Origin of the sequence: Haliscomenobacter sp. (assembly GCF_033763495.1) — a bacterium.
Taxonomy (GTDB): domain Bacteria; phylum Bacteroidota; class Bacteroidia; order Chitinophagales; family Saprospiraceae; genus Haliscomenobacter.
Genome location: NZ_JANRKL010000130.1, coordinates 1 through 13,933, shown reverse-complemented (window position 1 = coordinate 13,933; position 13,933 = coordinate 1). Strand labels below are relative to the sequence as shown.

The 13,933-nt window shown below is 48.5% G+C and carries 10 protein-coding genes; 7 read left to right on the top strand and 3 right to left on the bottom strand.

The window, feature by feature from the left end:
• Positions 1-177 precede the first annotated feature (177 nt).
• Positions 178-1,737: a T9SS type A sorting domain-containing protein gene (locus tag SFV55_RS13595; protein ID WP_320030058.1), complete on the top strand. Its 1,560-nt coding sequence runs from the start codon at positions 178-180 to the stop codon at positions 1,735-1,737.
• Between the two features lie 232 nt (positions 1,738-1,969).
• Entirely contained in the window at positions 1,970-3,361 is a 1,392-nt protein-coding gene (locus SFV55_RS13590; RefSeq protein WP_320030057.1) for an aminopeptidase P family N-terminal domain-containing protein, read from the top strand.
• Positions 3,362-3,415: 54 nt separating this feature from the next.
• Here SFV55_RS13590 and lepB read toward each other — a convergent pair whose 3' ends face one another.
• Positions 3,416-5,011, bottom strand: coding sequence for a signal peptidase I (gene lepB / locus SFV55_RS13585; protein ID WP_320030056.1), 1,596 nt, complete (start codon positions 5,009-5,011; stop codon positions 3,416-3,418).
• 101 nt (positions 5,012-5,112) lie between these two features.
• The gene (locus SFV55_RS13580; RefSeq protein WP_320030055.1) at positions 5,113-6,339 is read right to left on the bottom strand and encodes a metallophosphoesterase; all 1,227 of its coding nucleotides are present in this window, start codon (positions 6,337-6,339) and stop codon (positions 5,113-5,115) included.
• 96 nt (positions 6,340-6,435) lie between these two features.
• On the opposite strand from SFV55_RS13580, the gene kdsA reads away from it, so the two are divergent.
• The 3 genes from kdsA to SFV55_RS13565 are packed head-to-tail and all read left to right on the top strand — an operon-like array spanning position 6,436 to position 9,260.
• On the top strand, positions 6,436-7,248 hold the full coding sequence (gene kdsA / locus SFV55_RS13575; RefSeq protein ID WP_320030054.1) for a 3-deoxy-8-phosphooctulonate synthase: 813 nt from the start codon (positions 6,436-6,438) through the stop codon (positions 7,246-7,248).
• Between the two features lie 6 nt (positions 7,249-7,254).
• Entirely contained in the window at positions 7,255-7,680 is a 426-nt protein-coding gene (locus tag SFV55_RS13570; RefSeq protein WP_320030053.1) for a hypothetical protein, read from the top strand.
• Complete coding sequence (locus SFV55_RS13565) at positions 7,656-9,260, top strand: NAD(P)/FAD-dependent oxidoreductase (RefSeq protein ID WP_320030052.1); 1,605 nt, start codon at positions 7,656-7,658, stop codon at positions 9,258-9,260. The genes SFV55_RS13570 and SFV55_RS13565 overlap by 25 nt, the downstream gene beginning before the upstream one ends.
• A gap of 79 nt (positions 9,261-9,339) precedes the next feature.
• On the opposite strand, the gene ppdK is transcribed toward SFV55_RS13565, so the two are convergent.
• Entirely contained in the window at positions 9,340-12,111 is a 2,772-nt protein-coding gene (gene ppdK, locus SFV55_RS13560) for a pyruvate, phosphate dikinase (protein WP_320030051.1), read from the bottom strand.
• 265 nt (positions 12,112-12,376) lie between these two features.
• Between ppdK and SFV55_RS13555 the strand changes: the two genes are divergently transcribed.
• Together SFV55_RS13555 and SFV55_RS13550 are read left to right on the top strand one after the other, a co-directional pair.
• On the top strand, positions 12,377-12,796 hold the full coding sequence (locus SFV55_RS13555; protein WP_320030050.1) for a DoxX family protein: 420 nt from the start codon (positions 12,377-12,379) through the stop codon (positions 12,794-12,796).
• A 133-nt stretch (positions 12,797-12,929) separates the two neighbouring features.
• Positions 12,930-13,697, top strand: coding sequence for a LytTR family DNA-binding domain-containing protein (locus tag SFV55_RS13550; RefSeq protein ID WP_320030049.1), 768 nt, complete (start codon positions 12,930-12,932; stop codon positions 13,695-13,697).
• The last annotated feature ends 236 nt before the right edge of the window (positions 13,698-13,933 follow it).

Genomic DNA, 13,933 nt, shown 5'->3' with positions numbered 1-13,933 from the left:
GAGTTGAGGCTACCGCGAGCGATCCGGTCACTGAGCGTAGCCGAAGTGTAAGGATCGCTCGCGGTAGCCTCAACTCCTCAACTTCTCAACTTCTCTCAACTCCTCAACTATGTTAAACTTTCCCCCTCCACTAAACTTCGCCCCATTTTTCTCGTCTTATTTCTAAAACCCATAATTATGCAGCAGAAATTACTTTTATCACTAGTATTGGTTCTGATTGGATGGAACATAAGTTCGGCGCACAACCCGGTATGGACCCTGGATATTGCTCCGATTCTTTACAAACATTGTACCCCTTGCCACCACGATGGAGGATTGGCACCTTTTCCTCTGGTGACTTATGAAGATGCCTATTTCAACCGTTTTTCAATTGAATACTCGGTAAAGACGGGTAAAATGCCGCCCTGGCCACCCGATCCCACTTACAGCCGCTTTGCTCACGAGCGCCTGATGAGCGCCGATGAAATCCACCTGATCCAGGAATGGGTTGCGGGAGCTGCTTCCTACGGCAATCCCAAGGATGCGCCCAAAGTCCCGGAATACAATAACGCACCGGTAATAAGCACGCCCCAACTGAGCCTGGAAATTCCAGAATACACCATTTCTGCTGAGAAGGATGTATACCGTTGCTTTCCCATTGCCAGTGGAATCAATGTCGACAAATTCATCACTGCTTTTGAGTGTGTGCCGGGTAACGGTGAGGTGGTGCACCACGTATTGGTGTACGCAGATACGGCCAAAACGGCACTGACCTTGGATGCACGCGACCCTGGGCCGGGCTATACCAGTTTTGGAGGCGTTGGCTCCCAATCAGCGGTACAAATCGGTGCCTGGGTGCCCGGTAGTCTCCCTACTTTTTATCCCAAAGGGATGGGCCAATTGTTGCCAAAAAACGCCACCATAATTCTGCAAGTTCACTATGCACCTGGCTCAAAAGGAAAAACCGATCGAACCCGTTTTTTGGCCCGTTTGGAGTCGGGGCCAATGCGCCGCCTGGAGACACTGCCCTTACTCAACCATTTTTTGTCCCTCACCAATGGACCACTCGTTTTACCCGCCAATCAGGTGAAAACCATCAAGTCACAATTGAGGGTTCCGATTCAAGGTACCGTGATTGCCGTAGCGCCGCATATGCACTTATTGGGTAAATCCATCAAGGTTTGGGGCATTACACCGAAAAAAGACACCCTGAAAGTCATCCGCATCAACGACTGGGATTTCCATTGGCAAGGATTTTATTTGTTTCCCAAAGCAATGGTGATTCCGGCCGGAACAACCGTTTATGGCGAAACGGTATACGACAATACCGTCAACAATTTTGACAACCCCAATTCACCACCCAAAGAAGTGCGGGTAGGAGAGGGCACTACCGATGAAATGATGTTGGTGTACTTTACCTTCACGGCCTACCAACCTGGGGACGAAAACCTGATCCTGGCACCTGAGGAAGTGACCAACAGCCGCGAGCTCAAATTGGAAGAGCTGGAGCTCAATGTAGCGCCCAATCCAGTTCAATCTCAAGCCCTCATCTCTTTTAAACTCAAAGAGGCCGAACCCATTTGGTTGGATGTGTTTGATGTGCAGGGGCGTTGGGTACGGAGTTTGGCGGCCAACCAAAGTATGGCAGCGGGGGAGAATCAAAAAGAATTGGATCTAAGTGGGTTGCAGAGTGGGACGTATTATCTGCGTCTGCGGACGACTAAGGGGTACGCTTCGAGTCAATTGCTGAAACTGTAACCTTACGCCAAGATTTTATCCCAAGGTTTTAAAAATACCAAAGCGACACTTTTTAGCACAAAGGACACCAAGGAGGGCGCAAAGGGCACAAAGTTATACGTAGACGATCTTTGTGTCCTTTGGTGCCCTCCTTGGTGTCCTTTGTGCTAATTTTTATGTTGATAATGAAACTTGGAGATGATCCTTGATTTCCACTAAAACCTTTATTTTGCCCCTTCAACCTACACGCATCATGACCATCAACCTGAACACCGTTGAACTGCCAAACTTTGGCATGCCCTCCGCTGAACCATCGCTGAGCCAGTCCATTTACGAAGCGCGCATCGCCAGATTGCGCCAAAAAATGCAGGCCGAAGCCCTCGATTTTGTGATCGTTTACGGCGACCGTGAGCACAACGCCAACACCACCTACCTTTGTGGCTACGACCCACGTTTTGAAGAAAGTTTATTGATCATTGGCAAAAGGGGGTTGCCCCATTTGTTGTTGGGCAACGAGGGCTGGGGTTATGCGGAATTGGCCCCTTTGCCAGTACAACGAGTGTTGTTTCAATCCTTGAGCTTGATGGGACAAGACCGCTTGTCGGGCGTATCCCTGAGCCAAGCCTTAAAGGATGCGGGAGTAGATGCAAAAAGTACCATCGGGGTAGCGGGCTGGAAGTATTTTTCTGCTGCCGAATTCGACGAGCCAGACTATTGTTTTGAAACCCCCTCTTACCTGATTGATACCCTGCGCAAGCTCAGTGGCAATCACCGCCAGGTCCGCAATGCCAATGCCCTGTTGATGAATCCGGACGATGGCTTGCGCATTTTGAACGAAGCCGAACAATTGGCCCTTTTTGAATTCGCTGCTTGCCATACCTCTACTGGCCTCAAAAATGTGCTTTTCAACATGCAACCAGGCATGACCGAAATGCAGGCAACGACCCTGATGCAACTCAACGGCTTCCCCTTGGGAGCGCATACCATGCTAACCAATGGCCCCCGGGCGGCTTACGGCCTGCCCAGTCCATCGATGAACACACTTAAGATAGGCGAACCATTCACCATGGCCATGTGCCTTTGGGGCGGTTTGAATGCCCGGGCTGGCTGGCTCGTACACGATGAAAGCGAGTTGCCGGATGGGGTAGGGGATTACCTGCAAAAACTGGCCATTCCCTATTTTCGGGCCATTGTCAAATGGTATGAGCACATCGGCATCGGGGTACCTGCCGGGGAATTGTACGACATCATCCACGGCGAAATCGGCGATCCTTTTTATGGAGTAAAACTCAATCCTGGGCATTACATCCACATCGATGAGTGGGTGCATTCGCCAGTATTCAAGGGATCGGAACTAAAATTCAAATCCGGCATGGCTCTACAGGTAGATGTGATCCCGGGTACCGGAACCGCCTACCACACCAGCAACATCGAGGATGGGATCGCGCTGGCTGATGAAGCGCTACGCGCAGAATTGGCACAAAAATTCCCGGAAATGTGGCAACGGATCCAGGCCCGCCGGAAGTTTATGGCGGAGGTGATCGGCATAAAACTGAAGCCGGAGGTGTTGCCCTTTAGCAATATTCCTGCGTATTTGCCGCCGTATATGTTGAGCCCACAGCGGGTGTTGACGGTGCAGGAATAAAAAAAGGGCGCATTCTCATCATGGAATGCGCCCTTTTTTTACCATCAGCAAATCTTACCGATTCCCCGGCGACATAAAAATCCTCCGCCAGTTGATTCCTTTGGACAGACTTCCTTCTTTCAATGAGAACCAGATCAACAGTGGTTTACCCACTACATGGTCTTCAGGAACAAAGCCCCAATAGCGTGAATCTTCCGAATTGTGGCGGTTGTCCCCCATCATCCAGTAATAATTCTGCTTGAAGGTATAGCTGGTGGCTGCTTTGCCATTTACAAAAAATTGGCCATCGCGCTCCGCAAAATCATTGCCTTCGTATTTGCTGATTACCCGGCGGTACAAGGCGATGGATTCGGCGTTGAGTGCAATCGTTGCCCCTTTTTTCGGAATGTAAATCGGGCCGTAGTTGTCCAGGTCCCAGCGTCCAAAATGGGCGGTATCATATGGGAACAAACGACTTTGGGTCCGACTCATATCAACATGCTCCATTACAATGTTTTTGTCCATTGCTTTGAGCTTGGCCTTTTGTTCATTGTTCAGAATCAGCATCATGTTTGAGCTGCCTCCGCTGACGCCTTGCAATTGATCCTCCGTTGAAATGCCCCAATCGCTGAACTGCTGAGGGTTGATACCTGCTCCGGATGGATTGTACACCTGATACATGTACTGCAAATATTTGGGATTTGCGCCGGGTTTACCATTGATGTACACCTGGCGATTGCGGATTTGGAGGGAATCGCCGGGTAGACCAATACAACGTTTGATGTAGTGGTCCATTTTGTCCATGGGGCGGGTGACCAATTTAGCCTGACCGATGCCGATCATGGAACTGGCCTCGGGAGAAACACTTCCCCGCCTGAAATCGTAAATACTCCAGGTGCGGTTCGGGAAAATATACACACTATCGCCTTCTGGGTAATTGAACACGACCGGATCATTGTGGTCAATGCTTTCAAATGCCTTCAGCCGATTGTAGTTGAGCTTGGGTTTTTCCAGATATGATTCTGTATTGACGATAGGAATGCGGTTGTGCAAAAGTGGAACCATTGCCACGGTTTGAGGCATCCGCAAACCATAGCTGGGTTTGCTCACGAACAAAAAGTCGCCTACCATCATCGAACCCTCCATGGAGGAAGTAGGAATTACATAAGCTTCAATCAAAAACATCCGAATAAAAGCTGCGGCAAAAACGGCAAAAATGATGGCCTCAGTCCATTCCCGAATTCCTGATTTTTTGTAAGGATTTTCAGCCAATAATTTTTTGTGTTGCCGTTCATTGGCTCGAGACTCGTGCAATTTATGGCGGTAATCCCGCTCCTTGGGCAAAATAGGCCCTTCGTATTTGTCCGTTTTATTGGTTCCCAGGTACAGGAAATAAAAAGGAGCAAACAATACCGCCAGGGCACTATGGTAAAATTTGAGCTTACCAAAAGAACGCACCATATCGACTGCCAGGCCAGCATAGATGAAGATGTTGACGAGCGGAAACAAAAGAAAGATGGCGTGGGTGGCTTTGCGCCCCACCAGCTTACACCATACGATAAAGTTGTATCCTGGAACCAGGCCTTTCCAGGCTGCTTCTCCACATTTTTGAAAAATGAAGTATAAACTTACACTCAACAATACGTAACTCAGTACAAAAAACAGGATCATGCTCTGTGTAATTTGTGTGATGGATTGTACGAAAGCCCAAATATAAGGCTTTCAGGGTTAGTTGGGTAACCTTAAATAAAATTACAGCCTTGAAGCAAAATTTAAGCTGGTTGTAAGTCAATTAGTGTCACCTCAGGCAAAATACCTACCCGACCAGGGTACCCCAAAAAGCCCAGGCCGCGATTGACGTACAAAAACTGCTCACCTTGTTGATACAGGCCTGCCCATTGTTTGTACATGAATTGAGCAGGGCTCCATTTGATCCAGCCGGGAATTTCTACCCCAAACTGAAAGCCATGGGTATGTCCTGAAAAAGTGACATTGATGTCCTTGAAGTCAGGAACAATTTGCAAGTCCCAATGTGAGGGGTCGTGTGAAAGCAAAAGTTTAACATTGGCGTCATCCGAACCCTGGTGCGCATCGGCCAGGCGGCCCTTTTTGGGAAACTGGGGCAAGGCTGAATAGTTTTCAACCCCAATCACGGCTACTTTTTCCTCATTGATATCGAGGAGGCGGTGTTCGTTCATCAACAAATTCCAACCCAGTTTTTTGTGAATGCCTTTCAGCTTTTCAAGGTTGGCGGCTTGTTCTTCCTCATTTTTCCAGGGATGATAGTCGCCGTAATCATGGTTGCCCAAAACAGAATACACCCCGTACTTGGCTTCAATTTTGTCAAAAACATCCATGTAATCCGCCATTTCATCGGCATGGTCGTTGACCAAATCTCCCGTAAAAAAAACCAGATCGGGTTTTTGGGCATTGATGATGTCGATGGCATTTTTGACCGGATCCTTAAACGTGAAACTCCCGGAGTGAATGTCCGAAATTTGGACAATTTTTAAACCAGCCAACTTGGGCGATAAACCCTTTATTCCGATGGTTTGCTGAAACAACTTGTACCGATAGGGATTGCGGAGAATGCCATAGGACAGGGTAAAGAATGGGATGGCACCCAAAAACACGCCCATTTTGCTCAAAAATTTGGAGCGACCAATGTCAAAATTCGGATCCCCGTTCACTCGTTGAGCGACCCACATGGTCAGTCGACGCAAATCGTCGATGAGCAACATGGGGACAATCAGGAACTTGGAAATATAGATGATAAAAACAACGGTCCGGGAATAGGTTTCCATGTTTTTGCTCCAGCCATCGGCCCAGCCCCAGTAATGAGCCAGGAGGTAAAAAACACTGAATGCGGTCAGGCCCCAGAAAAAGCCATAGGCAGTATTTTTTGCCAACATCGACCAGTCTTGCACAATGAGCTTAATCGCTTGAAAACTATAAAAGTCGATGACCAATAAAACAAGGATAAAGATGGTGAATCGCATTTTGATTGGATTGATAAACACTCGTTTAACACTAGAATAGGGCAAAGGGATTAATTTTGCGTGTAAATTTGCGTTTTCTTAGACCATAATTCAAATATGCTGGACAAAATACCCAATCTTAAGCATCTCGATAGCGGAAATTTTTTCCTCATCGCAGGACCTTGTGCCATCGAGGGCGAAGACATCGCCTTTGAAATTGCTGAAAAAGTACACCAACTGTGCACCCAATTTCAAATCCCCTACATCTTTAAGGGCTCTTACCGCAAAGCCAATCGCTCACGCCTCGATTCTTTTACCGGAATTGGGGATGAACAGGCCCTGGAAGTGTTGAAAAAAGTAGGTCAGCACTACAACATCCCCACCACCACGGATATCCACACCGATGAAGAAGCTGCCCTGGCCGCACAATACGTTGATGTGTTGCAAATTCCGGCCTTTTTGTGTCGCCAAACCAGCCTTTTGGTCGCTGCTGCCGATACAGGAAAGGTGGTCAACGTCAAAAAAGGGCAGTTCATGAGCGCCGAAGCCATGAAGTATGCAGTAGATAAAATTCGGCAGTCGGGCAATGAAAAAATCATCCTGACTGAGCGCGGGGTAACCTTCGGTTATCAGGATTTGGTGATCGATTATCGCGGGCTGCCCGTGATGCAATCTTTCGGCGTACCTGTCGTTTTGGATTGTACTCACTCACTCCAACAACCCAACCAGGCCAGTGGTGTTACAGGTGGCCGCCCAGCTCTAATCGAAACGGTAGCCAAAGCGGCCATTGCGGTTGGGGTAGATGGTTTGTTCATCGAAACCCACCCACGCCCGGCTGAGGCCAAATCTGATGGAGCAAATATGTTACCTTTGGAACGCCTCGAAGCGATGTTGGAAAAATTGGTAAAAATCCGGAAATCAATACAGTAAGGACTTATGAAAAAATTGCTGCTAGCCTTTTGTCTTTTTGCGCTGCCGTTGTTGATCAATGCCCAGATCAAACGCACCATTCATGAAGTGATTGAAGTTTCGGATAGCATCCAAACCATCACTTTTGAATTTTATGATTCGCTCAAAGTGCAATCCTGGCCCAGCAATTCGATTATGTTGGAAATTTTTGTGGTGCACAAAGAAAACAGCACAGACAGTATTCTTAAAGGTTTGATTGAACAAGGGAGGTATCGATTGGATCCGGTGAAGTCAGTAGACCGTTTGCACGTCAAATTTGACTTGCGTAACCGGGGCATTTTAAATACCCTAACCAGTGGTGAAATACCCGAAAACATAAGTGTCAATATTTTTGTGCCCGAGGATTTTGTCGAGGGCCAAAAAGGGGAATGGACCCGAAAAAAAATACCGTGACGTACGAGATCGACATAAAACTGCTGCCCGCCGAAGCCAAAGACGAAACCGCCATCCGGCGTAAAGCAGCCAATAAATTAAAACTGCGGGAAGAGCAAATCCAGGACTTGCGGGTACTGCGTCGTTCGGTAGACGCCCGGAGCAGCCAACCCGTTTTTTTGCTGCGCGTGGCCGTATACGTTGGCGAAAAATACCAGGCGGAACCAGCTCTCCTGCCCCAACTCAAACCAGTGGCCGGGCGCCCCTCGGTGCTCATCGTAGGGGCTGGCCCTGCGGGATATTTTGCTGCATTGGAATTGATTGAACAAGGTTTGAAACCCATCGTGCTGGATCGGGGCACCGATGTACAAACCCGCCGCCGGGATTTGCGGGCCATCCAGCAATTTGGGCAAGTCAACCCGCACTCCAACTATTGTTTTGGTGAAGGCGGTGCTGGAACCTACTCCGACGGCAAGTTGTATACCCGTTCCCACAAACGGGGCACCATCGACAAGGCCATGCAATTGTTGGTTGAACACGGTGCTTCTTCCGAAATCCTCATTGATGCCCACCCCCATATTGGTTCCAATAAATTGCCAAACATCGTGGCGAACATCCGGGCCACCATTGAGCATTATGGCGGGGAAGTCCATTTCGGCAGTTACGTTACCGATTTTATCCTGCACCAGGGTCGGATGCTGGGGGTAGTGGTTAATGAAAATCAAGAATACCGGGGGGAAGCCGTCATTTTGGCCACCGGCCACTCTGCCCGCGACATTTATTACCTCCTACATCGCCATCAAATTGCGATCGAAGCCAAACCTTTTGCCCTGGGCGTTCGCATCGAACATTCCCAACAGCTCATCGATCGCATCCAATACCACCTGCCTGATCGGGGTGAACATTTGCCAGCAGCCAGTTACAAGCTGGTGACTCAGGTGGCAGGTCGGGGTGTTTTTTCCTTCTGTATGTGCCCAGGTGGTCTGGTGGTACCCGCCGCAACTGCGCCCGGAGAAATTGTGGTGAATGGCATGTCCTTATCGCGTCGTGATTCTCCGTATGCCAATTCAGGCACTGTTGTGGCCATTGAAGTTGAGGACCTGTTGCCTTTTGCCCAGCATGGCGTTTTTGCCGGTCTGGAATTCCAACGCAGTGTGGAACAAGCCATGTTCAATTTTGGCGATGGTAGCCAAAAAGCGCCAGCTCAGCGTTTGACTGATTTTGTCAAAGGAAAAATATCGAGTACCCTACCGGACTCCTCTTACATCCCAGGTTTAGTGCCCGCGCCCTTACACGAGTTGCTGCCTGCCGCCATCTACAATCGCCTCAAGCAAGGGGTAGCCGATTTTGGCCGCAAAATGAAAGGGTATTACACCGAAGAAGCCAATGTGATTGGCACCGAAAGCCGGACCAGCTCTCCGATTCGGATTCCACGCAACGCGGAGACGTACATGCACGATGGGGTGCAGGGCTTGTTCCCTTGTGGTGAAGGGGCAGGGTACGCAGGAGGGATTATTTCCGCGGCCATGGATGGGCAGAATGTGGCGAAGGGGGTGAAGGTGTTTGTGGGAAATGGCAAAAAAATCACACCTCAAATCTAATAAAAAACCCACCCGGAGGTACCAAACCTTCAGGTGGGTCAGTGGAGCCAGGACTCGGCTCCGATCAAACATTATTACTTCAACCCACCGCTTCCAATTCAGGCTTCTGCTTCAATTCCACTTTTTTCGGAGCATCCTTGATGGCTGCCTGTGTCGCTGCTAGCCGTGCGATTGGCACCCGGAATGGAGAACAACTTACATAATCCAGACCACTACGGTGGAAGAACTCTACGGAAGCAGGGTCACCGCCGTGTTCGCCGCAGACACCCAATTCCAGATCGGGCCGAACCGAACGACCTTTTTGCACGGCCATTTGTACCAGCATGCCTACCCCTTTTTGGTCGATAGACTGGAATGGGTCTTTTTCGTAGATCCCATTTTTCAAGTAGTAAGGCAGGAATTTGCCTGCGTCGTCACGCGAGAAGCCCAAGGTCAATTGAGTAAGGTCGTTGGTACCGAAGGAGAAGTATTCGGCCTGACTACCTACACTATCTGCGATCAGGGCTGCCCGTGGAGTTTCGATCATGGTGCCAACCAAATAGTGAACCCTGTCTTTACGCTCCGCAAAAACCATTTCCGCGGTACGGCGAATGACGGCAGCCTGGGCATTGTATTCGCGCACGGTACCGATCAATGGAACCATAATTTCCGGTTTGACCACAATCCCTTTGGCTTGTACGTTGAGCGCGGCTTCGATGATGGCGCGGGTTTGCATTTCTGTAATTTCGGGATAGGTAATCCCCAAACGGCAGCCCCGGTGGCCCATCATTGGGTTGAATTCTTCCAATTCTTCTACACGCATCTTGATTTTGCCTAGCGAAACCCGCATTTCCTGTGCCATCACTTGCTGGCTGGCTTCATCGTGCGGTACAAATTCGTGCAATGGAGGATCAAGCAGACGGATGGTTACGGGTAGGTCGTGCATTTCGCGGAAAATGCCTTCGAAGTCGCTGCGTTGCATGGGCAACAATTTGGCCAGAGCTTTGCGGCGACCAAATTCATCGTCAGCCAGGATCATTTCCCGGACCGCGCGAATGCGATCTCCTTCAAAGAACATGTGCTCAGTACGGCAAAGCCCGATACCAGTGGCGCCGAATTCGCGAGCGACCACGGCTTCCTCTGGGGTGTCTGCGTTGGCGCGTACCTCCATGCGGCGGTATTTATCGGCCAGAGCCATCAGTGTACCAAAGTCGCCACTCAGTTCTGCATTTTTGGTGGTGATTTGGCCATCGTACACTTCACCTGTAGAGCCATTTAGGGAAATCCAGTCTCCCTGATGCCAGGTTTGCCCATCTATTGTCATAGTGCGGTTTTTGTAATCCACGTGGATGGCACCAGCACCAGATACGCAACATTTGCCCATTCCACGCGCCACTACAGCGGCGTGTGAAGTCATCCCACCACGAGCAGTGAGGATACCCTTGGCTACGCTCATGCCCCGTAAGTCTTCGGGGGAGGTTTCGAGGCGTACCAAAATCACAGCGTGACCATGTTTGGCCCATTCTTCGGCATCTTCGGCAAAAAAGACGATTTGCCCGGTGGAAGCGCCAGGTGAGGCAGGGAGCCCACGCGCCAATACCCGAGCATTGCCCATGGCTTCAGCATCAAAAATGGGGTGCAACAATTCATCCAGGCGATGGGGGTCAACTCGCAGCAGGGCCGTTTTTTCATCAATCATCTCTTGCTCCAGCATTTCCATCGCAATCCGTACCATGGCGGCTCCGGTGCGCTTGCCATTGCGGGTTTGCAACATCCAGAGTTTTCCTTCCTGAATGGTGAATTCCACGTCCTGCATGTCCTTGTAATGGTTTTCGAGCTTGGTTTCAGCTTCAACCAATTGTTGGTACACTTCAGGCATGATTTCTTCCAGGGAAGGGTAATTTTTACGCCTTTCTTCTTCGCTGATGCAGGCCAGTTGGGCCCAGCGGCGTGAGCCTTCCAAGGTGATTTGTTGTGGAGTACGAATCCCGGCAACAACGTCTTCTCCCTGAGCATTGACCAGGAATTCGCCGTTGAACAGGTCTTCACCCGTGCCCGCATCGCGGGTGAAAGCTACACCCGTAGCACTGGAATCGCCGAGGTTGCCAAAAACCATCGCCTGTACATTGACAGCTGTACCCCATGATTCGGGGATGTCATTCAATTCGCGGTAAACCCTGGCCCGGTTGTTGTTCCAGCTCTCGAAAACAGCAACTACGGCACCCCAGAGTTGTTCCCAGGGATCGGTGGGGAAATCGCGGCCCAAACGTGCGCGGATCAAGGATTTGAAACGTTGAACGAGCTCTCGCAAATCGTTGGCATCCAGTTCTGTATCAAGCGTAACTCCACGCTCTTCCTTGAGCATGTCAATGATGACTTCGAAGGGATCATGGTCTTCTTTGGAAACGGGTTTTAAGCCCATTACCACATCACCATACATTTGTACAAAGCGACGGTAGGAGTCCCAGGCAAAACGTTCGTTGCCGGTCTTGCGGGCCAGGCCTTCAACGGCACGGTCGTTGATGCCCAAGTTCAGGATGGTGTCCATCATACCTGGCATGGAGGCACGTGCACCAGAACGTACGGACAAGAGTAGCGGATCGTCGTCGTTGCCAAAAGTTTTTCCCATCTCTTTTTCCAGCAAGGCAACGCCCGCTTCCACCTCGGCTTTGATGAGATTCAATACGTAATCTTTGCCTTTTTTGGTGTATTCGGTACAGGCTTCGGTCGTAATGGTAAATCCGGGGGGAACTACAATTCCCAAACGGCACATTTCGGCTAGGTTAGCGCCTTTTCCACCGAGTAAATTCTTCATGGAGGCTTCGCCCTCCGTCCTGGAGGCGCTGAAGACGTAGACATACTTCTGTTGCATAGCTTGACAAATGATGTAGTCTGATTAAGGGGTGATAAAAAATAAATTGTTCATTTTGCCAAAGGATTAGATGAGTAAACGCTTCATTTCAAGTGCCTTATCTAATCCTTTGGCTCAAGAAAAATGAACATTTATTTTTGCCCACTATAAATGATGTCGACAACTAAGCTATGAGGTTTACAAATCTTAAAAAAGGAAGGATGTCATGTGAAAAATTGAATAAAGTCAGTACATTGTCCAGGCATTTAATGATCAAATCCTCGACATGAAAGCCATCATGGACCTCATCGGTCGTATGTGTATCTCGCTGATTTTTTTTTATGAAGCCTACGACTCCATTGTGTATGCCAAGGCAACCAAGGAAATGATGACCGATTATGGCTTATTGTGGCGACAAGATTTGCTCTTTTATGGCGCAGTAGTAGCCCTGGTACTGGGCAGCATTTTGGTGTTGATTGGGTATCGGGCCAGTTTGGGCGCTTTTTTGTTGCTGGCTTATTGGATTCCCGTAACCCTGATTGTTCATTCGTTTTGGAATGATGCTCCGGAACTGCGGCGGATGGAATCCATTCACTTTATGAAAAACATCGCCATTGCCGGAGGGCTGCTTTCAGTACTGGTCAATGGGAGCGGAAAAATCAGCATTAGGCGCCTTTTTGCTACTTTTCGGGTACGAAATGCCTAATATTTATCCAAAGGGTAGAAATTTATTTTTTTCATATATAAAACCCTTTTCTCTGTTTTTTTGTATCTTTACGAGTACCCGATCGGTTTTGAATTTTTCATTCAGGATATTTACTTCTTAAAAAGCGACAAACGTGATTAAGGCAATAATCGTTGAAGACGAGATTAAAGGAAGGAATAATCTCAAGAACTTGCTCAAACAACACTGCGAGCAGGTTGAAATCATTGGGGAAGCCGGAACCAACTCCGAGGCTCTGGTACTGTTGTCTGATGAGACGATAGAGCCTGATGTTGCCTTTTTAGACATAAGTCTTCCCGACGGACTGATATTTCAAATGCTCAGTCAGTTGGAAAATTTAGATTTTGAGATTATCTTTGTCACAGCTTACGAAGAGTACGCCATCAAAGCCTGTGAATACAGCTCGATTGGCTACATTCTGAAGCCAATTGACCCCGACGCGCTAAAAGAAGCCGTCAGCCGGATTCGTATCCGCACCAAAAACCAGATGGATAAGCGTTTGGAAATTTTCAGCGCTTATTACAATAACCCCAATGCTTTTTCAAAAATGAGCATTTCTGCTGTAGATGGCATCTACTTTGTCAACATCAAAGACATTGTACGCTTCGAAGCAGAAGACAATTATACCCACATCTACCTCAACAGCAGTGAAAGAATCACTGCATCCCGCACAATCAAATCTTACGAAGATTTGTTAGCTCCCTTCAATTTTTACAGGGTTCACAAACGGCATGTGATCAATTTGAACTACATGCGCAAGTTTGTGAAAGGAGAAGGAGGCTTCGTAATTATGGATGACAACATCAAGATCGAAGTTTCCCGTCGGCGTCGACCTGCATTTATGGAACAACTCCGCAGATTACAGGAAGGACCGGTGCAGTAGGCACAAAATTTGAATTTTTTCATTTTTTTTGCCTCAAAAATCTCTGGAAAACTTAGCTTTGGCAGGGTTTGTAGCTTGCATACAAGGTTGCGTTCTGTGGTTGTATGTACAACTTCAGGACAAATTGACGTTTATTACTTGGTACTTTGGGGTAGTGTTCTTAACTTTCGCAATAGGAACCGATTTAAGCAATTTTTTATCCCATAAAACGCACTCATATGGGAAAACCAAAAGAT

What these genes read in the sequence shown, in the direction of transcription:
- SFV55_RS13595 (WP_320030058.1), top strand. Translation starts at nt 178, where the DNA reads ATGCAGCAGAAATTACTTTTATCACTAGTATTGGTTCTGATTGGATGG.
- SFV55_RS13590 (WP_320030057.1), top strand. Translation starts at nt 1,970, where the DNA reads ATGACCATCAACCTGAACACCGTTGAACTGCCAAACTTTGGCATGCCC.
- lepB (WP_320030056.1), bottom strand. Translation starts at nt 5,011, where the DNA reads ATGATCCTGTTTTTTGTACTGAGTTACGTATTGTTGAGTGTAAGTTTA.
- SFV55_RS13580 (WP_320030055.1), bottom strand. Translation starts at nt 6,339, where the DNA reads ATGCGATTCACCATCTTTATCCTTGTTTTATTGGTCATCGACTTTTAT.
- kdsA (WP_320030054.1), top strand. Translation starts at nt 6,436, where the DNA reads ATGCTGGACAAAATACCCAATCTTAAGCATCTCGATAGCGGAAATTTT.
- SFV55_RS13570 (WP_320030053.1), top strand. Translation starts at nt 7,255, where the DNA reads ATGAAAAAATTGCTGCTAGCCTTTTGTCTTTTTGCGCTGCCGTTGTTG.
- SFV55_RS13565 (WP_320030052.1), top strand. Translation starts at nt 7,656, where the DNA reads ATGGACCCGAAAAAAAATACCGTGACGTACGAGATCGACATAAAACTG.
- ppdK (WP_320030051.1), bottom strand. Translation starts at nt 12,111, where the DNA reads ATGCAACAGAAGTATGTCTACGTCTTCAGCGCCTCCAGGACGGAGGGC.
- SFV55_RS13555 (WP_320030050.1), top strand. Translation starts at nt 12,377, where the DNA reads ATGAAAGCCATCATGGACCTCATCGGTCGTATGTGTATCTCGCTGATT.